This window comes from Micromonospora sp. NPDC004704 (genome assembly GCF_053601675.1).
This window is the reverse complement of sequence record NZ_JBSGCD010000049.1, coordinates 15,770-37,301: the sequence shown is the minus strand read 5'-3', so window position 1 is coordinate 37,301 and position 21,532 is coordinate 15,770. Positions and strand designations below refer to the sequence as shown.

The window sequence follows — 21,532 nt, the reverse complement described above, 5'->3', positions numbered from 1 at the left end:
CAGCAAGGACCCCACCTGATGACCATGCCCAACTTCTCCTTCGCCAAGGCCACCAAGAAGGAAGCCAAGGCCCGGATCGCCCTCGAAGGCATCTCGGGTAGCGGCAAGACCTACACCGCACTGACCATCGCCTCCGCGCTTGGCCAACGGATCGCCGTCATCGACACCGAACACCGGTCGGCCAGCAAGTACGCCGGCATCTTCAACTTCGACACCCTGCCCCTCGACACCTACGACCCCCGGATCCTGATCGGCGCCCTCGCCGCCGCCGGTGACGCCGCCTACGAGGTGACTGTCATCGACAGCATGTCGCACTTCTGGATGGGGTCCGGCGGCATGTTGGAGGCCGTTGACCACGCCGCGAAGCGGGCCGGCGGGCACGGCATGTCCGGGTGGAAAGAGATGCGGCCGGTCGAACGGCAGATGATCGAAGCCATCCTGGCCTACCCGGGGCACGTCATCGTCACGATGCGGGTCAAGAACGACTGGGTTGAGCAGGAGGTACGCGGCCGGAAGTCCATGGTCAAGGTCGGCACCAAGGCCGAGCAGCGCGAGGGCCTGGAGTACGAGTTCGACATCGTCGGCAGCATGTCCGGCGACAACGAGTTGGTCATCGCCAAGTCGCGGTGCCCGCAGTTGTCCGGTGCCGTCATCTCGAAGCCGGGCCTCGACCTCGGGCACACGATCCGGGATTGGCTGGCCGACGGTGAGGCCGGCGCACCGACGGTGGCCGACTTCCGGGCCCGCGCCCTCGCCTCCGCCGGTGACTTGAACGCGTTGCGGCCGATCCTGGCCGAAGTGCGGACCGCTGGGCTGCTCGCGGCCCCCGTCCTCGATCCCTCCGGTGTGGCGGTTTCCCTCGGTGACCTGATCGTTCAACTCGGCCGGGTGACAACACCGGCTGCTGCCGCTCCGGCTGACCCGCCGCCGGCTCGTCCCGCGCCGGCCGCACGGCCGATCCCCGCTCAGCGGGAGGCGGACCCGTACGAACCGAACCCGGACGAGCAGGTCGGACAGGACCAGCACCGCCACATGCACGCCCTGTGGCGCGAACTGGGCTACTCCGGCGAGGACAACCGGGTCACCCGGCTCCAGATCACGGCCAAAATCCTTGGCCTTCCGGATCTCGACAGCAGCGCCACGCTCACCCGAGGTCAGGCCGACATCGTCATCAACGCACTCCGTGCCCGCAAGAACGAGATGGGGGCGGCGGCATGAGCCCGCGATCGCTGGTCGCCTTCCCCGACCACTACGCCGGCCACCTCAAGGTGTGGCGAGACGCTGTGACCCTGATCCACGTTGCCCACCCGGGGCGGCCGGGCCGCCCGCAGCTGTCCGGGCTGGGTGACCCGGCCGGGCCGCGCCAGTGGTTCGACAACGGCGCGACTGCGTGGCGTCTCTCTCTGGTCAAGTTCCTGCCGGTCGACGGCCGGGAGTTGAACCACGGTGTCGGGGTGGACCTCCCGGCCCGTACCGACGGCGGAGTCCTCATTCGAGCGTGGTCCCACGCCGGGGAGAACATCGAGCACCGAATCACTCGGTGTACCTCGGAGCGTCTGGCCGAACTGCTGGTGCGGTACGCCCAGACCATCGGCCTCCTCCCGACTGGGGCGTCGGCGTGACCCGGGTGGAGCGGGTGCAGGAGATCCTGCGCCTGGAGGGCCTCGCCGACGCGGCCACGAAGCGGGCCAAGGAGGTCCGGGCCGCCCTCGACACCGAGGCCCGCGCCGAACTGGAGGAGCAGGGGACCGCCCCGTCGTGGCGAATGCGCGACATCGGCACCGTCGCCCTCCCGCTGTCTAAGGAGGCGCCGGTCATCTCCGACATCGACGCCCTCCTCGCCTGGTGCAAGGAGCGGTACCCGACGGAGGTGGAGGCCAGGGAGCAGATCCGGGCTGCGTTCCAGACTGCGTTGCTGACCCGGGTGGCGTGCGCCGGCGACGTGGTCGTGGACCCGGAGACGGGGGAGGTGGTCCCCGGCATGGCGGTCCGGGCCGGTGGGATGCCCCGGACCCTGACGATCACCGCCAGCCGCGACGCCAAGGCCGTGTTCGCCGCCGCCGGACAGCAAATGCTCGAGGAACTGCTGGCGCTCGCCGGTGAGGTGCCGGGGCATCTGGACCCGTCCGATGTGCCGGACGGCGACCGGTGACCCGCAAGGATCCGGGTGCCGCGACCGGCACCATCCCTGTCGAGCCGGGCCGGTGCGCGTGCAAGCACCTGGAGGTATTCCACAACCTCGGCCGGCGCGGCCGGACCGGGTGCGACTCACACGGGTGCGGCTGCCTGGCGTACGACGAGATGCCGACCAGCAACGTTGTTCCGTTCCCGGGGGCCAGCCGCGAGTTAGCCCTCGGGCCCCCGGTAGTCGTGGACCTCGACGGTGTCGGGGACCGGTACACGGAGCTGTGCGAGGCGCGCGCCGCCGGTAACACCACCAAGGCAGCGCTGCTCGCCGCCGCATGCGCCGACGACATCCCCGCACTCCAAGCCCTGATCAGCCGACTTCAGCGGGCGCTGCGGGGTGAGTCCGATGGGTCTTAGGCCACCGTCCCGGCTCGGTGCCCGCGGCAACCTGACCGACGCGATCCGCACCCGGTGCAAGGTCTGCCGGGCGTCGATCCTCCACACCGACGACACCGCGGTGTGGTCCCGGCGCCCGCTGGGCCTGGTCCACGGGGCGTGCGCCTCGGCGCCGGTCGGGGCCCGGTGATGGGCCGCCCACGGCCGCGCCCGCGTCGCCGCGGCAAGCAGCCGGTGAAGTCGAGGCTGGCGGCGTGCACGTACACCGCGGATCCGACGCTGCCGGACCCGCGTGACCCGGACCGGCCGCTGTGCCGGTGCGGGGTCGCCGCCACCCACCCCCGGCACACCCCGGCCGAACTGCCGGAGGTGCCGGAGCAGGCGGAGCACCGGCGCCGGTACGACGGAGGCGACGCATGATCCTCTCCGTCTGCCACGCCCCCCGCCACGGGGCCCGGTACGCCTACGGCATCAGCCGATGCGACTGCCTCGACGCCGTTGAGGTTCGCCGGGAGCGGCAGCGCCGGCAGTCCGCCCGCCGCCCTCGGGTACGCGGCCGGGCCGCCAACCGTCGCGGTGGGTGGCGCGGGCTCGACGAAATCGCCGTCGAGCGGGCTGTTGGCGGGGACCGGTCCCTGGTCCTCACCGCCGAGGAGCGCCGGGCCGCGATCGACGCTCTCGACGCCCTGGGCCTGAACGCCACCGAGGTTGCGATCCGCCTCGGGATCACCACTCGCACTGTCACCCGGCAGCGGGCACGTCGCCGCGCCAACCAGCCAGCAGAAGGAGCAGCAGCATGACCATGACCACGTTCGGACGCATCGACACCAAGACCGGCTCCGGGGCGTACCCGGTCATCACCGACGGGCCGCTGAAGGACGGGGCGGTCGCGCACCGGCCCGAAAACGCGATCAGCAAGGTCCCCGCCGGACACACCCTGCTCGACGGCACCCAGGTGATGCGGGACGTCCACATCACCCGACCGCGCTGCTACGCCGACGACCAGGGCGAGCAGGTCGACGCCCGGGCGCCCCGGTACTCGGCCGTGTCCGCCGCGTGGGCCGACTTGCAGGGCGCGGTGGCCTGCCTCACCTGCTTCCCCGAGGCGTAGCCGCCGTGGAGCACGCCGCTGCGGTCCGGGCCGCGAAGGGCTGGCCGATGTGCGCCGCCCGGTGCGGGTGGCCCTTGGACCCGGCCGCAGCGGCAGGCGGCCACACCCGCCACCCGATGTGCAACACCACCACGACCAGCACAACCCGCAGGGAGCACCGGTGAGCTACCAAGCCGTGCAGTGGGCCCTCGACGAGGCGCCCATGCTCCGGATGCCCAAGACCGGGCTTCCGGACACCACCGCACGCGGTGTCCTGGTAGCCCGCGCTGAACGCGCCGACGAGTTCGGCCGCGACACCCACGCCGCGATCACAGACGTCATCTGGCGCACCGGCTACGACGCACGCACCATCCAACGCGCCCAGGAACGCCTCGAAGCCGCCGGCCTACTGATTCCGGACGGCACCACCAAGTGGGGCACCCCCCGCTGGAACCTCAACATGACCAAGCGGCGAGACGAAGCAGAACGGGCTCAGCTTGAGGCCGGGATCGAGTCGAAGAAGGCGTCCGAGGCGACCCGGGTGCGGGAGTACCGACGCAAGCAGAAGCAGGAGCGTACGGACGCAGAGTACGTACGTACGGATCCTCCGTACGTACGTACCGACACACAGTCCGTACGTACGGATCCTGACGACGTACGTACGGACGCAGCGCCGCCCGAACCACCCACGAACCTCCCGGGAACCCCCCAGCAACCGTCCGGTGAACCTCCCACTGGGGGCACGCTCCCCCCAGACCCCCTGCGACCCCAAGATCCCAAAACCGGGGATCTTGGGACTGGGATTGAAAGCTCACCCTCCCCGGTGGCACAGGAACCACCTCGGCCTGACACCGCAACTCACGACCGCGCACGCGCGAGCGCCCCAGTCGACGCCGACACCCCACGCGGATTCGGATTCTGCCTCCCATGCCACGCCGAGGGACAGATCACGCTTGCCGCAGACACCGTCAACGGCGCCGCCTGCTTCGCCCACCTCCGCGCCACCGCGAGTGCCTCATGACCCTGCCCCGGCACCGGACCGCCCGCGAACGCCAAGCCGCCGCCAGTGCCGCACAAGCCCACATCACCCCACCGCCCGCCGAGGACGACGACACCCGCCTCGGTGCGCTCTACCCCTACGTGACCGCAGCCCGAGCCCGCGCCATCCGACACGAACTGGAGACCCGCCGTGACCACTGAACGACTCATCAGCCTCGACGCCGAAACCAACGGCCTCGCTGGCCAAGCATTCGCCGTTGCCATGATCCTCACCGACCCCACCGGCGAACTCGAACACGTCGTCTACCGCTGCCCCATCACCAAGCCCGTCAACGGCTGGGTGTCGCTGAACGTCCTTCCCGTCATCGAAGACATCGAGATCAACTGCAACGACTACGCCGGACTCCTCTACAACCTCCGCGACGCATACACCCGATGGTCCGAAGAGGGCACCCCACTCATCGCCCACGTCGCCTGGCCCGTCGAAGCACGCCTACTCCTCGACCTGCTCCCCGGCGAAGACATCTGGTCCGGCCCGTACCCGCTCATCGACGTCGCTTCGGTCCTCCTCGCCCACGGGCACAACCCGCTGTCCGTCGACGACTACCTCCGCGCCCACAACATCCCCACCCCGGACGGGTCGCCGCACCACCCGCTGTACGACGCCCGCGCCGCCGAACGCTGCCTCCGCCACCTGCTCGCCGCCACCCCGCAGACCGCCTGAGGAGACCGCCAGCCATGAGCCGCACCCACGACCACAAGGCATGCACCCCCGCCGACTGCAACCCCGACCAGCCCGACGACATCAACGACGACACCCGCGACCTCCCCACCACCGACAGGGACAGCGCCCGCGTCGACGCGTACATCCGGGCCACCGGCGACGGCCGCTACCACATCAGCGACGGCCACCCGCTCTACGCCCGCGACCTCGAAGCCATCACCCGCGCCGCCGGCAAGCTCGCCGAGGTCACCCACCAGCGCAACCGCCTTGACGCCAAACTCACCCAGGCGTACGACCACGACGCCGAGGTGCAGGACGAGTTGGCTGAGGTCAGCGCCGACCGCGACCGGTACCGCCTCGCCCACCAACAAGCCGCCGAACGCGCCCAACACGTCGCTGACACCGCCGAAACCCTGCTCGCCAAGGCCAAGACCGACCGCCGCGACGACACCGCCGAGCTGACCGCACTCACCCGCACCATCGGACGCCAACAACACCGCATCGACGACCTCGTGGCCGACCGGGACAACCTCCGACAGCAGATCCACGCCTACCGCCCCGTCCTCGCCGAACTCACCGAAGTCATAGACGACCGCAACCGCCTCGCGGAACAGATCGCCGACCTCGACGGGATCATCGCCAAACTCGCCGACGCCGACGACACCGCCCACCGCCAACTCCGAGCCATCCGCGAAGCCCGAACCCACGCCTGCAACCGCCACTGCACCGAAGGCGGCTGCGACTTCGACACCAGCGCCTTCATTAACCGCCTCGACGAGATCCTCGTCGGCACCGACGACCAGGTCGCGCCGGCCGCCTCGGTTCCTCTCGCCCGCGCGCAGGAGCAGGCGATCCGGCAGGACCAGGACGCCCTCAACGCCGCCGGGTTCCGCACCCTCGCTGCCGACCCGGACCTGTTCGCGGACTGGCTCACGACCTGCACGCCGCCGCCGGTGGACATGCCGGGGCTGCTCCGGGCGCTGGCTGACAAGCTGGGGCGCCCAGCGCTGGACGGTCCGCCGGTGCCGCCGCCGGGTGAGTGGGAGGACGGCCCCGACCGCTGCCCCACCGACTGCGGTGGCTGCGGCGGCGCCAACCCGGACGAGCCGCCCGCCCGACCCACGGAGACCGTCGAGCTGCCCGCCGAGGACCAGGCATGAGCGCCGACCCCGGTAGCCCACGTGGACCGCACTGCCAGATCCGTGACGAGGCCACCGGACTTACCTGCGGCTGGCACGCCACCGCCCGCATCGCCTTCGCCGGCTGGACCGGGTACGCCTGCAAGGGCCATGCCGAAGCGGTCGGCGAACGCGGGTGGCTGGTCACGCCGATCACGCCCGTCGCTGAGGTGTCCACCGGAGAGCCGGCATGAACGTGCCGGCAGTGGCGGTCGGGCAGGTCTGGGCCGACAACGACCGACGCAGCGCGGGCCGGAAGGTGCGGATCATCCACGTGACCGAGTCGCACGCAGTCGTTGGCCCCGCTGACCCGAAGGCGCGTGGTCGGGCAACCCGGATCCGCCTCGACCGATTCCGGCCTACGACCACCGGCTACCGGCTGCTGACGAACGCCGACGGAACCCCTGCCTGACCCCTCCCGGTGGCCCGGTCCTCGCCCACCCGGGCCACCACGCACCACCGCCCCACCCGCACCGACCCGAAGGACGCCGCCGTGACCCACCCGTACCGCCTGCACGCCACCGCTGCCGCCCACTCCCTCCACAACGCCCTCACCGCGCTCGCCCCCCTCGCCCGCGCCGAACGGGCCGCCGACCGCGAACCACGCGACGGGCTCAAGTCCTGGGCCCCGGGGATCGGCGGTGGCGGCGGCAGTGGGCACGGTGACCCCAGCGGCACCCTCGCCGTCGCCACGCAACGCCGCAGCCCATGCGCTCGCCTGGAGGCCGACGTGGCCAACACGCTGCACTGGCTGGCAACCCAGCTCAACCTCGACGGCACGGGTGAGCTGCTGTCCCGGATCACCGCCGCCATCCCCGACCTGCGCCCGGTCCTGGCCGGCCGCGCCTACCAGTGGCTTCACGAGGCTGACACTGCCGTCCGCGAGCAGCTCGGGATGATGCCGGACGAGTGGCCGCTCCCCGTCGCGCAGGCCTGCCCCGCATGCTCGGCGTACCTCCTGCGGGTCCAGGTCGCCGCGCCGGACTCGGCCGCGTGGACGGTGGTGTGCACCCGGGACTGCGTGTGCCTCGGTGACGGGTGCCCGTGCGGGATGCCGGTGCGGGTGGTCGGGGTGCGGCACATCTGGGATCGGTCCAGTGCCCTGGTGGCGGAGCAGTTGGCGCGGATGCCACGCCGGCGGATCCGACCCGGCCGGAGGTAGGAAAGCGCGTTCCTGGGAAGTTTTTCCGGAGATGCCCCTTCCCGGACTTGCTTATCACTCTGATAACCCGCTATCATAGTGATAACAACGAGGGGCAGGGGAGCAACGATGAGGGCGATGACCGCCGAACGGGCCGCGAACGAGATCCGCCGGGCCTACGGGACCTTCAACACCCAGCACGGCCAGGGCGCCTGGATGAGCATCCGGAGCATCGCCGAGCGGACCGACCTCACCGCCCAGGAGATCGCCGAGGGGTGCCGCCACCTGATCAGCACCGACCCCAGCTTCAACCTCATCCCCGAGTCGAACCAGAAAATGCTCACCGCCATCGACCACGAGCTGGCGGTCTGGTCCGGCAACCAGCGGAAGCACCTCATCTCCTGGGACTGACCCCCACCGGGGCCGGGCAACCGGCCCTCCCGGGTCACCCCCAGGAAAGGCCTTTCCTCGCTCCCGCCCTCACCGGAGACCGCCGCCATGACTTATCACCCCGATAATGGCCCGATGGACACGACCGCCGCCCGGCAAGCCCTCGCCGACGCTCACGCCGCCCGCCTCGCCGCCGAGGCCGCCGAACTCGTCGCCGTCGCCCAGGCCCGCGCGGCCGGGGTGACGTGGGACGAGATCGGCGAGGCGACCGGCATGGCCGGATCGAACGCGCACCGGAAGTACGCGAAGCTGCTCACCGTCACCGTCGAGCCCACCACCGCCTGAGCCACCCCGAGGCCGGCACGCGAATCTCCCCTCGCGTGCCGGCCTTTTCGTGTCCGAATTGGGCGCACCATAATGACACTTATGGTGTCGTCATGGCGTGGCGTGGCCGGCGCTACCCTCGACACATGATCTGGCACGAGGGTGAGCACTGGGGCACCGCCGCCGAGCTGGCCGCGCAGCCCGGCTGGTCCGCCATCACCCCCGCCATGCTCCGCAACTGGGCCGCCCGCGATGGCCTCCGCCGGGCGAAGCTGAAGGACGAGAACGGCCGGTGGGAGATCCGGTACCCACGCGACCAGGCCGGCCGGATCGACGCCCTGAAGCGCCGGTCGGGTAAGGGTCGGGGACGGCGACTTGACACGGTGGCCCTGGTGGCCTGACCCTATTGATCACACCGACCCCCTAGGCGGGGTCTGTCCGCAGCCCAGTTGAGCCGCTCAGGCTCCTGGGCTGTTGTCGTACCCGGGGGAAGCCTGGTGCGACACGGCGGGGGTGGCGCGGCTGTACTGCGGCGGTCCGGCCGCGCCACCACCCCACGACGCGCTGTAGAGCAGTTGGTAGCTCGCCGGGCCCATAACCCGGAGGTCGCCAGTTCGAGTCTGGCCAGCGCCACTAATCCCCACCACCATGCGGCCAAGGGTCGCCCGGTGAACGAGGTGACCCATGCCCCGACCCACCCCAGTGACTCAGGCCGACTACGACCGTGTCCAGGAGCTCCACCGCGAAGGCGTGAGCCGCAACGGCATCGCCACCGCGACCGGGCGATCCGGGCGCACCGTGTCCCGCATCGCCGCCGAGTTGGGCCTGTCGTTCGAGCGCTCCGGGGCCACCGCTGCCGCCACCGAGGCGAAGAAGGCCGACGGGGCCGCCCGGCGCGCCCAACTCCAGATCGACGCCCTCGCGGGCGCGCTCAAGCTGATGGGCCAGATGTTCGAACCCGCCCTGGTCTACAACTTCGGCGGCAAGGAGAACGACTACAACTCGACCACCCTGGAGCAGCCGCCGTTCCGGGACAAGCAGTCGATCGCACTCGCGATCCAGGCGCTGGCCGGCACAGCGTTGAAGCTGGCCGAGTACGACAAGGCGACCGGCAGCGAGGACGAGAAGGGCATGCTCGGTGAGTTGCGCGACCAGCTCCGCGCCGCACGAGACGCTGCAAGGGGCGCCGGGTGACGGCCATCGACATCCGCGGCTTGCCCCTCAGTGAGAAGCAGATCGACTACGTGGTCGACTCCGATGCGTTCGTCAACCTCGCCGAGGGGGCGATCCGCTCCGGGAAGACCGCGTCCGGGCTGCTCAGGTGGCTGATGAAGGTAGCCGACGCACCTACCTCCGGTGACCTGGTGGTGTGCGCGAAGACGTACGACACCGCCGTCCGGAACATCTTCAACCCGCTCCGCGACAGCAGGCTGTTCGGCTCGTACGCGAAGGCCACCAGCTACACCCGGGGCGCGTCGACCGCGAAGATCCTCGGTCGGACGATCGAGGTCGTCACGTTCAACGACGAGAGGTCGGAGAGCCGACTTCGGGGCATGACCTGCGCGTCCGGGTATGTGGACGAGTGGTCGCTCATGCCGGAGTCGTTTCACGAGCAGCTCATCGGCCGGTGCAGTCTCGACGGAGCCCAGTTGTTCGGGAATACCAACCCCGACAACCCCCGCCACTGGCTCAAGCTCAACCACCTCGACGAGGCCAAGCCCGGCGGCCGGCTCCACGGCGACTGGTACGTCTCCAAGTTCGTCCTCGACGACAACCCATTCCTGTCCGAGAAGGTCAAGGAGCGGTACCGCCGGCAGTACAAGGGCCTGTGGTACCGGCGCATGATCCTCGGCGAATGGTGCATGGCCGAAGGCGCCGTGTACGAGGGCTGGGACCCGGCGCGCCACGTTGTCAAGGACCTGCCGCACATCACCCGCTGGATCTCCCTCGGCATCGACTACGGCGACGTGAACCCGTTTGCCGCTCTCCTCCTGGGCGTCGGCGCCGACGGACTGCTGTACCTGGTGCGGGAGTGGCGCTGGGACTCGAAGAAGCGGATGCAGCAGCTCACCCAGTCCGACTACTCGGCCCGGCTACGCGCATGGCTCGACGAAATCGGCGTCCGGCCGGAGTGGGTGTGCGTCGACCCGTCCGCGGCAGGCTTCCGCAACCAACTCTTCCGCGATGGGCTCCTGCCGGCCAACGCCGACAACGATGTGCTCGACGGCATCCGACTCGTCGCCGCACTGCTCGCCGAGGGCCTACTCAAGGTGCACGAATCCTGCGAAGGCTGGATCGAAGAGGCCCCCGGCTACATGTGGGATGACAAGGCTGCGCTGCTCGGCGAGGACAAGCCGATCAAGGTCGGTGACCACTCGCTCGACGGCGGCCGGTATGCGATCAAGACCCCCGAGGTTGTGTGGCGTTCCCTGATCCGGGGAGGGCTCGACCTCGCCGCCTGACCCATTGGAGGGCACCGATCATGCCGATGCCCACCGACGGGCCCTGGCCACCACCCGCGTACACCCCCGCGTATCAGGCATACCGGGACTGGAACGCCTGGTACGTCGGCGACCCCGCCCTGCTCCAGGACGCCTACCAGTACCGCAGCAGCACCCAAAGTCTGCCGCCGTCCCAGCGCGTCCGGGCCGGCCAGTACGCCGGTGGGCTCGTCGGCACCCTGTCCCGCTGGCTGTGGGGCGCACCGCCGTCCACGACCCAGCGCGACGGGCGTGTGCATGTGCCGCTGCCCGCCGACCTGGCCGCGACCGCCGCGAACCTGCTCTTCGCCGAACCGCCCGCGTTGACGCACGAGTCACCCGAGGTGCAGGCCCGCCTCGACCAACTCGTTGAGGACGGCTTCGACACCGCCCTCCTCCACAGCGCCGAGGCGAACAGCATCCTCGGCGACGTGTACCTCCGCCCGGTCATCGACCCCGACGTGTTTCCCGATCGGGCGTTCCCCAGTGCGGTCCACGCCGACGGCGCCCTCCCGGTCCTCCGGCACGGCAAGCTGATCGAGGTCACGTTCTGGAGTGAGCTGGCCCGCGACGGGCAGGAAGTCATCCGTCTCCTGGAGCACCACGAACCTGGCGCGATCACGTACGCGGTGCACATCGGCACCCCCGACCGGCTCGGCGACCAGGTGCCCCTGTCCCGGTTCGCCGCCACCGCCGACTGGGCCGACCTCGACAACGGAGTCCAGCCCACCGGCCTGACCACCCTCGACGTCGTCCGCATCCCCAACGCCGGCCCGCAACGCCGCTGGCGATCCACACCCGGCCTCCGGTACCTCGGCCGCTCCGACATGGACGGCAACGAGGTCTGGTTCGACCGGCTCGACGAGGTGTGGACGTCCTGGATGCGGGACCTTCGACTGGCACGCGGTCGGATCCTCGTCCCGGAATACATGCTCCAGTCCCACGGGCCGGGCATGGGCGCCTCATTCGACGCCGAGCGGGAGGTCTTCACCACCCTGACCTCCCTGCCGCCCAAGAACGGCGAGGGTGGCGGCGCGATCACGACCAACCAATTCGAAATCAGACACGTCGAGCACAAGGCCACCGCTGACGCCGTGGTCGAACTGGCCCTGCGGCACGCAGGCCTGTCCAGCCAGACCCTGGGCGAGGAGGGCGAGGTCGCCCTCACGGCCACGGAGGTGCAGGCCAGGGAACGGCAGTCGTTCACTACCCGGGGCGTCCGGATCGCGACGTGGGGCCCGGCGCTGGCGGAGTACGTCGAGCTGCACATGGCCGTCGAGCGGGTCGCCTTCGGCCGGGGCCCGGAGCCGGTTCGGCCGAGCGTCGAGTTCGGCGACAGCGTGTCCGAGGCGCCGGAGACGGTGGCCCGGACGCTCCAGTTGCTGCACGCCGCTGAGGCCGTGTCGGTAGACACCAAGGTCCGCATGGTGCACCCGGACTGGGACGACGACCAGGTGAAGGCCGAAGTCGACCTGATCAAGGGCGACATGTCTGCACCGGTGGAAGTCGGCCCGGCCCTGGGCGCCCTCGCAGGCAACGAGCCCACGACCGAGGGCGACGGCCCGCCGGAGGAGTAACCCGCGATGGCCCTCACCGGCGACCAGATCGAGGCCATCACCCGCAACACCGTCGACCTGTACCGCGAGGCTGAACAGGCGATCCTGCGTACTGTCACCCGGTACCTGGCTGCCGACATGGACGTCCCGGACTGGGCGGTCACTCGGCTTGCCGCGGCTGCCGCGCTCCGGCGCAGCGTCGAGAAGACCCTGGCCCTGGTCGCCGCCGAGGGCGCTGACCGGATCCGCGACACCCTCGCTGAGGCGTACCGCACCGGCCAAGGGCTCGCCACCACCGGTATCCCCGCGCAGCTCCTACCGCGTGACCCGGACACGGTCGGCGCCGCGTCGGCCGCTCGGGTCATCCCCCGGGTGGCCGCGATGGAGTCCCTCGCTGCGGCGTTGGTCGCCGACGTCGGCCAGCGGCACAGCAACGTACTGAGGCACGTGATGGACGTGTTCCGGTCGGTTATCCAGGCGGCGACCGGGGTCAGTATCGCCGGGGGGATGACCCGCAGGCAGGCCAGCCAGCATGCGTACCAGCGGCTCGTAGACCAGGGCGTCACCTCGTTCACCGACGTCTCCGGTCGGCAGTGGCGGTTGTCCAGTTACGTCGAAATGGCGGTCCGAACCGTCACCCAGCGGGCCGCCGTCCAAGGCCAGACCGACCGGCTCACCACCCTCGGTGTGGACCTGGTCGTTGTCTCCGACTCCCCGCGCGAGTGCCCCCGGTGCCGGCCGTGGGAAGGCCAGGTGCTCCGGATCGGGGCCGGTCCGATCGGCTCGGTGCAGGTGGAGTCAGCGGTCGCCGCCGGCATGGTCGCCGTGGACATCGCCGGCACGGTCGATCAGGCCAGGGCCGCGGGGTTGCAGCACCCGAACTGCACGCATTCGCTGCGTGCGTACCTGCCCGGCGCGACGAAGCGGCCGGCCACTCCGACGCCGAATCCCAAGGGGTACGAGGCCAAGGAACGGCAGCGGGCTATTGAGCGCCAGATCCGCCGGTGGAAAGAGCGCGAAACCGCTGCTCTCGACCCAGGCGCTGCGGCGACCGCGAAGGCCAAGATCAAGCAGTGGCAGGCCAGCATGCGTGACCACCTCGCCGCGAACCCGCAGCTCAAGCGCCTGCCGTACCGCGAGGCCATCGGCGCCGGCAACACGCCGCCGCGCTGACCCAGACCACCGGGCAAGGCCCGGACAGCACCACCCGACCGCCTCAAGGAGGCCGTTCATGCACCGAACCCGACGCCGTTTCCTGCTCGCCCTCGGCCCCGCCTACCGGGGCCCGGCCCGACGTGACAACGGTGAGGGAGCCGGCTCCGGTTCCGCCGATGGCGGTGGCGGCTCTGGCAGCACCGATGGTGGCGACGCCCAGGGCGCCGACGGCGGCCAAGGCAACGACACCAAGGCCCCGAAAATCGACGGCGAGTTCGACCCCGAGCGGGCCAAGCGATCCCTCGCGGCATCCCGCGAGGCGGAACGGGCCGCGAAGCAGCGGGCGACCGCCGCCGAGAAGGGCGTTCAGGACCTCAAGGACAGCCTCGCCGTTGCCCTCGGCCTCAAGCCCGACCCGAAGTCCGACCCGACCGCCCTCGCCGCGCAGGCAGCCAAGGAGTTGACCGACACCCGCGCCGAGATGGTGGAACTGAAGACGGAGAACGCCCTGATGCGCCTCGCCGGCAAGGCCGGCGGTGATGTGGACGCCCTCCGCGATAGCCGCACCTTCATGCGGTCCCTCGCCGAAATCGACCCATCGGCGTCCGGGTACGACCAGCTCATCACGGACGCCATCAAGGCCGCGGTGAAGGCAAACCCGAAGCTCGCCACCACCCCGGTCAAGACTCCGGGCAGGCAGGGCGCCGACCACTCCGGCGGTGCCGCCGGCACCGAACGGCCGAAATCCCTCCGCGAGGCGTTCGCCCGCAAGAACCAGACCTGACGACCAGCGCCAGCTTCGGCCAGCGCACCCCGATACGGGAGATGCCAGTGACCATCACCCTCGCGGACGCGATGCGCAACGCCGCGTCGGACACCCAGTACGCGGTGATCGACGAGACGCGACGCAACTCGTGGCTGCTCGACCAGTTCGTCTTCGACGACGTCGCAACCCCCGGTGTGGGCGGTGGCTCCCTGAGCTACACCTACAGCCGGCTCACCCAGACCCGTGGTGGCCAGTTCCGTGCGTACAACACGGAGTACACGCCGGCCGAAGCGAAGCGCACCCAGATCACCAGCAGCCTGTACCCGTTCGGCGGGGCGTACAACCTGGACCGGGCCCTCGCCCACCTCGGCCCGCGACTGACCGACGAGATGGCGTTCCAAACCTCCGAGCTGATCAAGGGTGTCCGGAACACCTTTTCGGAGCAGCTCATCGTCGGCGACCACGCGTCGAACGTCCTCGGCTTCGACGGCCTAGACGTCGCCCTGACCGGCTCGGTGACGGAGTTCTTCCCGAACGCCTCCACGTTCTACGCCGACTGGTCCCCGGCCACCCTCGACACCGTGGAAGAGGCGGTCACCGCGACCGACCTGCTCGACGAGTTCCTGTCGCTGCTGAACGGGGAGCCGGACGCGATCCTCGGCAACCGGCTGTCCCTCAACCGGGTCAAGGCCATCGCGAAGCGGGCCGGGCTCTACACCGCGACGCGGGACGACCTGGGCCGCCGGATCGAGCGGTACGGCAACGCCGTACTGGTTGACCTCGGCACCACGAACGACGACCTGACCGGGAACACGTCGTACGTGATCCCGGTCGAAACCCGCGACCCGGACGGTGGGGGCGGTGGCGGCAACATCACCAACCTCACCGACCTGTACGGGGTCCGGTTCGGCCTCGACGCCCTCCACGGCGCCTCGGTGGCCGGAAAGCCGCTGATGGACCAGTGGGACCCGGACTTCAACACGACCGGCGCGGTCAAGACCGGTGAGGTCGAGATGGGCCCCGCAACCATGGTGTTGAAGAACACCCGCTCCTGCGGTGTCATCCGCAACATCAAGGTCAAGTGAGGGGCGCCGTGAAGATCCGATACTTCGAGATCAGGTCCCCGCGGCCCGACTTCACCGGCCGCATCGGCGGGGTGTCCTTCGCCGACGGGGTGGCACGGGTCAGCTTCGACGACGAGCGCGACGGCGGCCTGGCGGTCGCCGACGAGCACCGCGTACAGGTTGGCCGGTCCGCCGTCCTCTTCGCCCAGCGGCGCCCCGGCTACACCGTCACGGAGGTCGACCAGGCAGGCAACCCGCTCCCCACGGAGGACACCCCGGCGAAGCCGTCGCGGTCCGCGTCCAAGGCCGACTGGCGCGCGTACGCGATCGAGCAGGGCATGCCTGAAGCCGACGCCGAGGCCACCACCCGCGACGACCTGGCCGTGAAGTACCTCGGCCCGAAGGAGTCCTGATGAGCGAGCAGCTCGGCGGCTACACCCGCAACGTGCGTGACCTCCTGGCACACGCCAACGCCTCCGACCCGCTGTCGCCGGACACCTTCCACCGGCGCAACATCCCCAGGGTTGGCCTGTACGACTCGGCCAGCGACACCGGACAGGTTGCGCTGGCCACCGGTGTGATGACCTCCGTGCCGATCTACCTCCGGCAGGGCGACGTCATCACCAGCATCTCGCTGCGGTCCGGTGCGACCGCGGCGGGTACCCCGACGAACTACTGGGTGGCGTTGTACTCCGACGCGGCCACCCCGGCGCTCCTGGCCCAGTCCGCCGATCAGACCAGCACGGCCTGGGCGGCGAATACGACGAAGACGCTCGCCTTGTCGGCGCCGTACACGGTGCCCCGGACCGGCATCTACTGGGTGGGGATCATGGTCACCGCGACCACCCCGCCGACTCTGCTGGGCACGGTGGCTGCCCCGGCGATCGTGACCGGTGAGCGGAACCTCAGCCAGTCGTCCGGCACCACGCTGACGACCACGGCCCCGGGCACGATCGCGACACCCACGGCGAAGCAGTTCGTCCCGTACGTCGTCCTCACGTAGGCCGCATGAGCTGGTGTCCGGTCGGTTTGAGCGCCCCCGGCCGACCGGACACCACCACCCCCTGACGGAGGTAGGCATGGCAACTCGAGTTAACGCCGCCGCCCGGACGGCCCAGGCCGATGGTGTCGTGGACCTGGTCGACGGCGGCAGCGGCGCGGGTGTGCTGCGCATCTACACCGGCGCCCAACCGGCCGGGCCAGGCAGCGCCCCGACCGGCACCCTGCTGGTCGAGCTACCGCTCAGCGATCCGGCGTTCAGCGCGGCCGGCGCCGGCGTGGCCACCCTCGACATCACCCCGCCGGTGTCCGCAGTTGCGGTCGGCACCGGGACGGCCGGGTGGTGGCGATTCTGCGACTCGACCGAGGCGGCCGGCGCCGGGCTCGGTGTGATCGACGGGTTGGTCACTGCCTCCGGCGGCGGAGGCGAACTGATCCTGCCGACCACCGCGATCACGACCGGGCTGGTCGTGACGATCGGGTCCGGCACCGTCACCGCCCCCGCGAGCACCTGATGGAGGCCGCCGTGGACGACGACATGTGCTGGTACGGCACGGCCGGGTTCACCACCGAACAGCAGCGCGACGAGGTGTTCGCGGCGTTCGCCGTGAAGGCTGGCGAGCACCTCGACGCCCTGGTCGCGTCGACCACGTCGCAGTTTCCGGGGGTTCCGGCCGGGTTGACCAGCGGCGTCGAGGCGGATGGCCTGCCCGGCTTCTGGTTCCTGTACCGAATGGACCGGGCCTGGGGCCAGACGGATGACTGGATCGCACTCTCGGACCTGGCCAGCCAGCACGCTGAGGGCGGCGGGCAGCACCTCGGCCCATGGCAGGAGTAACCGGTGGTCGCGTACGCAGGCGCCGGACCGATCGCGGCGATCGCGGCGCAGACCATCTCCCCGACCTACCCCGTCGGCATCGGTACCGGTGACGGGCTGATCCTGACCCGCACCGCCAAGCCCGAGACCGCCGCATTCGTTGCGCCCGCCGGCTGGACGCTGCTCGACGAGCAGATCGGCGGCGTCGGCGCCCTCGCCAACGACACAGGCCTGCTCCGGATCGCCCGCTACTGGCGGGAGGCGGCCGGCACCGAGACCGGCACGCAGTTGTGCGACAGCACACCGGCGACCGTGGACGTGCAGCAGGCGATCATCACCAGGTACACGAAGTCGGCCAGCGCGACCTGGTCGGTAGCGGCGGCTGGCGGGGCGGACAACGCGACCGGCGTCGACTGGTCGGTGACCGCCGACGAGAACCCCGGCATCACGGCCGGAGACCTGGTCGAAGTGGCGCTGTGCTGGCCAACCGACGCTGCGCGCACCTGGTCCAACGAGGTCCTCGCCGCCGCCGGTGCCACGATCGGCACGCTGAACGTGCCGATGGCGTCGACGACCACGACGCTGGGCGCGGACATGGCCACCAGGGTCCACAACTACGCCTGCTCGGCGGGCGCCAGCGGTGCGGCGCCGGTCTACTCAGCGACGGTGAACTCCGGCACGAACATCGCCGGCCCGACCTCGATGGTCCGGCTCCGCGAGGTGCTGACGGAGATCGTCGGCACGTTGGCGATCGTCCTGCCCCCGCTCGGTGTTGCCGCTGCCGGGTCGGCGGAGGCAGTCGGTCAACTCGCCGTGGTATTGCCGCCGCTGGCCGCCGAACTGGCCGGCGCCGTGGAGGTGACCGGGACGCTCGACGTGGTCCTGCCGGCACTCACCGCCGCCCTGGTCGGTATGGCGGACACGGGGCCGATCGTGCCGGGCCAGCTCACTGCCGGTGGAACCGGACCGACTCTGACCGTTGGCGGAACCGCCCCGATTCTGGCCGCAGGAGGCCGCCCGTGAGCACATACGACGCCGGGGACTGGCGGGTCCCAACCCTGACCGTCGACCCCGCCGACGACACCACGATGGCCGCCCTGGAGATCGAGGCACCGGACGGCACTACCACCACCCTCACGCCGGTTCCGGGCGACAGCCGCGCCACCTGGTCCGCCCCCGCCTACCAGTTGACCGCCGGTCGCTGGATCGAGCGGTGGATCGTGGCTGGTACCGGCGCTGGCACGGAGCGGTGCATCGTCCAGGTGGCCGCAGACCCGGCCGCCCCGATACCGGGCGCGTACGCCACGGTGGTTGACCTGACCGGGTGGATCGGATCCACACCCAGCAACGCGGCCATGCTCCTGATCCGGGCCAGCCGCGACGTTGATCACGCCCTGCTCTGCGCGGTCTATGACACCACCAACGTGGACGTGGTCGAAGCTCTGCGTACCGCCACCCTGGAGCAGGTCGCGGCCGGGCTCGACGGCGGCGACAAGACCGGCAACGGGGCTGTCCGATCGGGCGGCTTCCAGCTCGGCAAGCTCGCGGTGCAGGCTCCGGCGGTTACTCCCGCTGAGGGTGGGCCGTCGAAGGTTGGCCGGCTGTGGACACAGGCGTGGCTGGTGCTTCAGCAGGCCGGGCTAACCGGGCACGGACCGCAGACGTGGTGACCCATGGACTGGGCTGAGTTCCTCGCCGACAACATCCCGGAGCCGGTCACGGTCGGCGTCGAACCGTACGAGGGCACCGGCGCGTTCGGCGCTGTGTTCGGCGACCTGGTGCAGGTGCCCGGCTGCGTGGTGGAGGACACCCGCCGCCTGATCCGGGTGCAGACCCAGGACGCGGCCGGCGCCGAGCAGGTATCAAGCACCACGGTGTTCGGGCCGCCGGACCTGGTCGCCCCGCCCGGCTCCCGGATCACCCTCCCCGGCCGCACATCCCGCGTGCTCGCCGCAGGCCTTCAACGGGCGCACGGCCTCCCCCTACCTGAGCACTGGGAACTATCCCTGGAGTGAGCTGTGGCTAACGAGGGTTTCGAGCTGACCTGGGACGACGACAAGGTCTTGGCCGCGTTGTCCGAGGCGACCATGGACGGTCTTGAGTTGGCCGCCGAGCACCTGCTTCAAGTCTCCTCCGGGCTCGTGCCGCACGAGGAGGGCGACCTGGAACGGTCCGGCGAGGTGTCCCGGGACGACTCCCAGGACGCCGTTGCCGTGTCGTACGACCGGCCCTACGCCGTGCGCCAGCACGAGGACATGACCCTCCGGCACGACGACGGTCGCAGGGCGAAATACCTCGAAGAGCCGATGACGACCGAGCGCGACACCATGCTGGCCCTGATCGCCAAGGCCGCAGGCAAACCCTTGGGAGGCTGAGCATGGCGACTGGTGACGGGTGGAGCAGCCGACTGCTGACCGGGCTCGCTGAGCGGCTTGATGCGGCGGGCGTGGGGGTGTGGCGCCCGGACGGCACCCCGTACGCGGCCGACGAGATCGCCATCGTGCTCCGGGATGTACCAACCCAACCTGACCGGGTCATCACCCTCACGACGTACCCGTTGGCCGGCGATTTACAGGGCATGGCGGATCACCTGACCGGGGTGCAGATCCGGGTGCGAGGGACCGAGGACACGCGCGTGTGCGACGACCTGGCCGATGACGTCTTCACCGAGCTGGACTCCGCTGCCCGGTTCGAGGTTGGCGGGATCCCGGTGAAGCAGATGTGGCGGCAGTCCTACACCTCGCTGGGCAAGGACACCAACCGCAGGTGGGAACGCAGCGAGAACTACTACGTCGAGGCAATGCGCCCGACGCAGCACCGTACCGACTGAGGAGAGGCGCCCCATGGCGACGACACCGACCCCCCGGGTGACCGACCTGACCCGGTCGCACCGACTCGACATCGACACCGCCACGTTCCCGGCGTCCGCATACGAGCAGCTCATCGGCATCGAAGACCTCAAGTTGGTGGAGGAACTTCGCACCGAGGAAGACGAGATGTACGACGACGAGGGTGCGCTGCGAGAGACGAACACGGGCTATTCGTGGCGGATCGAGGCGAAGCTTGCCTACTCGACGAACCTGCTCGGCACCGTCGTCAACGCCGTCCACGCGTTCCTCCGGGGCCGTTTCAAGCAGCACCGGCAGGGCCGGGTGGAGGCCGCCGAGTTCGGCGTTCGGTTCTACCACCGGGACGGTCTCGATGACGGCCACTCGCACGAGGGCCGGGTGTACGTCAAGCAGTGGACGATGCCGGGCGGTAAGGGCGGTCAGCGGCTGGACATCGTGCTCCAGGGTCAAGGCCAACTCGGCGACATCGCGAACCCGAACGCGAACATGGACCCGGTCGTCACGGGCTTGTCCCCGGCGACGGGTACGGACGACGGCGGCACCATGGTCAACGTCTACGGCACACACCTCGGCACTGCGACGGGGGCGACCGGCGTCAAGTTCGGCGCGACCAACGCCACCAGTTACGTCGTGGTGTCGGACTCGCACCTCGTGGCGGTCGCCCCGGCCGGGACCGCTGGCACCGTTGCGGTCACCGTGACCACGCCGGAGGGGACCAGCGCCAACACCGCCGCCGACGACTACGTGTACACCGCCTGATGCCCACCCTGCTCGCTGACCTTGATGAGTACTTCGACCCTGGACTGACGCTGACGGTCCAGGGTCGGCAGTACACCGTCCCCCTCGCCTCCGGCGAATTGGGTTTGTGGTGCCGGCGGATGGCGGTAGCCACCGGGGAAATCCGGGGTGCGTCCACCGATGAGGAGATCCAGGCAGCCGTTGACCGGGTCAACGCGATCCCACAACTTCCTGGCGACTTGACCCTGCCGGAGCGGGTGTTGGGCACGGCGTACGCCGAGATGACCTCGCACGGCGTACCGGACGCCAAGATCCAGTATTGCGCGATCACTGCATACATCTGGATCGTCGCCGACGAGGAAACCGCCACCCGCTGGTGGGAGTCAGGTGGCCGCCCGGAAGCGATGCGCCCGGCCAACCGGGCGCAGAGACGAGCAGAGCAGAACGGCAAGCACCGTACGGCCGTGGCCGCCGGGACCCCGTCAGCGGGCTCTACGAGTGGTACGAGATCCCGGAGGAGGTCCGGGCGCGGGACCCGGCAGACGGGGCGGTCACCTGGCTCGACATCCTGACCCGCTGGCGACTCGTCGTAGCTGACCTGCACTCGGAGTACGGCATCGAACTCGACGGCCCGGACCGCGACCTATTCCGGCGCCGGTCCTGGCGGTGGCTCGAAACCCGCATCCAAGGACTGCTCGCTGCCGACACCCGGCTCGCCCGGGCGCTGCAACCAGACCCG

35 protein-coding genes and 1 tRNA gene are annotated in these 21,532 nt (G+C 70.3%); all 36 read left to right on the top strand.

Annotated elements, in window-relative coordinates; translation table 11 throughout:
* Nucleotides 1-18 precede the first annotated feature (18 nt).
* Nucleotides 19-1,218, top strand: a complete 1,200-nt coding sequence (locus ACWEFB_RS35450; RefSeq protein ID WP_452292569.1) for an ATP-binding protein — start codon at nt 19-21, stop codon at nt 1,216-1,218.
* Nucleotides 1,215-1,622 carry a hypothetical protein gene (locus ACWEFB_RS35445; protein WP_452292567.1) on the top strand — a complete coding sequence of 136 codons (408 nt, stop codon included), beginning with the start codon at nt 1,215-1,217 and terminating at the stop codon, nt 1,620-1,622. The genes ACWEFB_RS35450 and ACWEFB_RS35445 overlap by 4 nt, the downstream gene beginning before the upstream one ends.
* Nucleotides 1,619-2,152 carry a hypothetical protein gene (locus ACWEFB_RS35440; RefSeq protein WP_452292565.1) on the top strand — a complete coding sequence of 178 codons (534 nt, stop codon included), beginning with the start codon at nt 1,619-1,621 and terminating at the stop codon, nt 2,150-2,152. Before ACWEFB_RS35445 ends, ACWEFB_RS35440 begins: the two co-directional genes overlap by 4 nt.
* A complete protein-coding gene (locus ACWEFB_RS35435) occupies nt 2,149-2,544 on the top strand; it encodes a hypothetical protein (protein ID WP_452292563.1) in 396 nt (131 codons plus the stop codon). Before ACWEFB_RS35440 ends, ACWEFB_RS35435 begins: the two co-directional genes overlap by 4 nt.
* Nucleotides 2,534-2,713, top strand: coding sequence for a hypothetical protein (locus tag ACWEFB_RS35430; RefSeq protein ID WP_452292561.1), 180 nt, complete (start codon nt 2,534-2,536; stop codon nt 2,711-2,713). The genes ACWEFB_RS35435 and ACWEFB_RS35430 overlap by 11 nt, the downstream gene beginning before the upstream one ends.
* Nucleotides 2,714-2,757: 44 nt before the next feature.
* On the top strand, nt 2,758-2,943 hold the full coding sequence (locus tag ACWEFB_RS35425; RefSeq protein WP_452292559.1) for a hypothetical protein: 186 nt from the start codon (nt 2,758-2,760) through the stop codon (nt 2,941-2,943).
* Entirely contained in the window at nt 2,940-3,323 is a 384-nt protein-coding gene (locus ACWEFB_RS35420) for a helix-turn-helix domain-containing protein (RefSeq protein WP_452292557.1), read from the top strand. Before ACWEFB_RS35425 ends, ACWEFB_RS35420 begins: the two co-directional genes overlap by 4 nt.
* A complete protein-coding gene (locus tag ACWEFB_RS35415) occupies nt 3,320-3,634 on the top strand; it encodes a hypothetical protein (RefSeq protein WP_452292555.1) in 315 nt (104 codons plus the stop codon). The genes ACWEFB_RS35420 and ACWEFB_RS35415 overlap by 4 nt, the downstream gene beginning before the upstream one ends.
* 160 nt (nt 3,635-3,794) lie before the next feature.
* Nucleotides 3,795-4,634, top strand: coding sequence for a hypothetical protein (locus ACWEFB_RS35410; protein WP_452292553.1), 840 nt, complete (start codon nt 3,795-3,797; stop codon nt 4,632-4,634).
* Complete coding sequence (locus ACWEFB_RS35405; protein ID WP_452292551.1) at nt 4,631-4,813, top strand: hypothetical protein; 183 nt, start codon at nt 4,631-4,633, stop codon at nt 4,811-4,813. Before ACWEFB_RS35410 ends, ACWEFB_RS35405 begins: the two co-directional genes overlap by 4 nt.
* Nucleotides 4,803-5,336: a hypothetical protein gene (locus ACWEFB_RS35400; RefSeq protein WP_452292549.1), complete on the top strand. Its 534-nt coding sequence runs from the start codon at nt 4,803-4,805 to the stop codon at nt 5,334-5,336. The genes ACWEFB_RS35405 and ACWEFB_RS35400 overlap by 11 nt, the downstream gene beginning before the upstream one ends.
* Before the next feature lie 14 nt (nt 5,337-5,350).
* Nucleotides 5,351-6,496, top strand: a complete 1,146-nt coding sequence (locus ACWEFB_RS35395; RefSeq protein ID WP_452292547.1) for a hypothetical protein — start codon at nt 5,351-5,353, stop codon at nt 6,494-6,496.
* Nucleotides 6,493-6,708 (top strand): hypothetical protein, encoded by a 216-nt coding sequence (locus ACWEFB_RS35390; protein ID WP_452292545.1) that lies wholly within the window; start codon nt 6,493-6,495, stop codon nt 6,706-6,708. The genes ACWEFB_RS35395 and ACWEFB_RS35390 overlap by 4 nt, the downstream gene beginning before the upstream one ends.
* Nucleotides 6,705-6,926, top strand: coding sequence for a DUF6354 family protein (locus tag ACWEFB_RS35385; RefSeq protein WP_452292543.1), 222 nt, complete (start codon nt 6,705-6,707; stop codon nt 6,924-6,926). The genes ACWEFB_RS35390 and ACWEFB_RS35385 overlap by 4 nt, the downstream gene beginning before the upstream one ends.
* Nucleotides 6,927-7,007: 81 nt before the next feature.
* Nucleotides 7,008-7,676, top strand: coding sequence for a hypothetical protein (locus tag ACWEFB_RS35380; protein WP_452292541.1), 669 nt, complete (start codon nt 7,008-7,010; stop codon nt 7,674-7,676).
* 108 nt (nt 7,677-7,784) lie between these two features.
* The gene (locus tag ACWEFB_RS35375; RefSeq protein ID WP_452292539.1) at nt 7,785-8,066 is read left to right on the top strand and encodes a hypothetical protein; all 282 of its coding nucleotides are present in this window, start codon (nt 7,785-7,787) and stop codon (nt 8,064-8,066) included.
* Between the two features lie 114 nt (nt 8,067-8,180).
* On the top strand, nt 8,181-8,390 hold the full coding sequence (locus ACWEFB_RS35370) for a hypothetical protein (RefSeq protein ID WP_452292537.1): 210 nt from the start codon (nt 8,181-8,183) through the stop codon (nt 8,388-8,390).
* 125 nt (nt 8,391-8,515) lie between these two features.
* Entirely contained in the window at nt 8,516-8,770 is a 255-nt protein-coding gene (locus ACWEFB_RS35365; protein ID WP_452292535.1) for a hypothetical protein, read from the top strand.
* Nucleotides 8,771-8,929: 159 nt separating this feature from the next.
* Nucleotides 8,930-9,002 (top strand) — tRNA-Met (locus tag ACWEFB_RS35360).
* 51 nt (nt 9,003-9,053) lie between these two features.
* Nucleotides 9,054-9,563, top strand: coding sequence for a helix-turn-helix domain-containing protein (locus tag ACWEFB_RS35355; RefSeq protein ID WP_452292533.1), 510 nt, complete (start codon nt 9,054-9,056; stop codon nt 9,561-9,563).
* The gene (locus tag ACWEFB_RS35350) at nt 9,560-10,831 is read left to right on the top strand and encodes a PBSX family phage terminase large subunit (RefSeq protein ID WP_452292531.1); all 1,272 of its coding nucleotides are present in this window, start codon (nt 9,560-9,562) and stop codon (nt 10,829-10,831) included. Before ACWEFB_RS35355 ends, ACWEFB_RS35350 begins: the two co-directional genes overlap by 4 nt.
* A gap of 20 nt (nt 10,832-10,851) precedes the next feature.
* Nucleotides 10,852-12,426: a phage capsid protein gene (locus ACWEFB_RS35345; RefSeq protein ID WP_452292529.1), complete on the top strand. Its 1,575-nt coding sequence runs from the start codon at nt 10,852-10,854 to the stop codon at nt 12,424-12,426.
* A gap of 6 nt (nt 12,427-12,432) precedes the next feature.
* Nucleotides 12,433-13,578, top strand: coding sequence for a phage minor capsid protein (locus ACWEFB_RS35340; protein WP_452292527.1), 1,146 nt, complete (start codon nt 12,433-12,435; stop codon nt 13,576-13,578).
* A 58-nt stretch (nt 13,579-13,636) separates the two neighbouring features.
* A complete protein-coding gene (locus ACWEFB_RS35335) occupies nt 13,637-14,344 on the top strand; it encodes a hypothetical protein (RefSeq protein ID WP_452292525.1) in 708 nt (235 codons plus the stop codon).
* Nucleotides 14,345-14,391: 47 nt separating this feature from the next.
* The gene (locus tag ACWEFB_RS35330) at nt 14,392-15,411 is read left to right on the top strand and encodes a major capsid protein (protein WP_452292523.1); all 1,020 of its coding nucleotides are present in this window, start codon (nt 14,392-14,394) and stop codon (nt 15,409-15,411) included.
* A gap of 8 nt (nt 15,412-15,419) precedes the next feature.
* Nucleotides 15,420-15,803: a hypothetical protein gene (locus ACWEFB_RS35325; RefSeq protein WP_452292521.1), complete on the top strand. Its 384-nt coding sequence runs from the start codon at nt 15,420-15,422 to the stop codon at nt 15,801-15,803.
* Nucleotides 15,803-16,393, top strand: a complete 591-nt coding sequence (locus ACWEFB_RS35320) for a hypothetical protein (protein WP_452292519.1) — start codon at nt 15,803-15,805, stop codon at nt 16,391-16,393. Before ACWEFB_RS35325 ends, ACWEFB_RS35320 begins: the two co-directional genes overlap by 1 nt.
* Before the next feature lie 76 nt (nt 16,394-16,469).
* A complete protein-coding gene (locus tag ACWEFB_RS35315; protein WP_452292517.1) occupies nt 16,470-16,904 on the top strand; it encodes a hypothetical protein in 435 nt (144 codons plus the stop codon).
* 11 nt (nt 16,905-16,915) lie between these two features.
* Nucleotides 16,916-17,227, top strand: a complete 312-nt coding sequence (locus ACWEFB_RS35310) for a hypothetical protein (protein WP_452292515.1) — start codon at nt 16,916-16,918, stop codon at nt 17,225-17,227.
* Between the two features lie 3 nt (nt 17,228-17,230).
* Complete coding sequence (locus ACWEFB_RS35305) at nt 17,231-18,229, top strand: hypothetical protein (protein ID WP_452292513.1); 999 nt, start codon at nt 17,231-17,233, stop codon at nt 18,227-18,229.
* Complete coding sequence (locus tag ACWEFB_RS35300; protein WP_452292511.1) at nt 18,226-18,876, top strand: hypothetical protein; 651 nt, start codon at nt 18,226-18,228, stop codon at nt 18,874-18,876. Before ACWEFB_RS35305 ends, ACWEFB_RS35300 begins: the two co-directional genes overlap by 4 nt.
* A gap of 3 nt (nt 18,877-18,879) precedes the next feature.
* On the top strand, nt 18,880-19,221 hold the full coding sequence (locus ACWEFB_RS35295) for a hypothetical protein (RefSeq protein WP_452292509.1): 342 nt from the start codon (nt 18,880-18,882) through the stop codon (nt 19,219-19,221).
* Between the two features lie 3 nt (nt 19,222-19,224).
* Nucleotides 19,225-19,581, top strand: coding sequence for a minor capsid protein (locus ACWEFB_RS35290; RefSeq protein WP_452292507.1), 357 nt, complete (start codon nt 19,225-19,227; stop codon nt 19,579-19,581).
* A 2-nt stretch (nt 19,582-19,583) separates the two neighbouring features.
* On the top strand, nt 19,584-20,036 hold the full coding sequence (locus ACWEFB_RS35285) for a minor capsid protein (protein ID WP_452292505.1): 453 nt from the start codon (nt 19,584-19,586) through the stop codon (nt 20,034-20,036).
* A gap of 13 nt (nt 20,037-20,049) precedes the next feature.
* Entirely contained in the window at nt 20,050-20,814 is a 765-nt protein-coding gene (locus ACWEFB_RS35280; RefSeq protein WP_452292503.1) for a phage tail tube protein, read from the top strand.
* Nucleotides 20,814-21,365 carry a DUF7426 family protein gene (locus tag ACWEFB_RS35275; RefSeq protein ID WP_452292501.1) on the top strand — a complete coding sequence of 184 codons (552 nt, stop codon included), beginning with the start codon at nt 20,814-20,816 and terminating at the stop codon, nt 21,363-21,365. Before ACWEFB_RS35280 ends, ACWEFB_RS35275 begins: the two co-directional genes overlap by 1 nt.
* Nucleotides 21,366-21,532 lie beyond the last annotated feature (167 nt).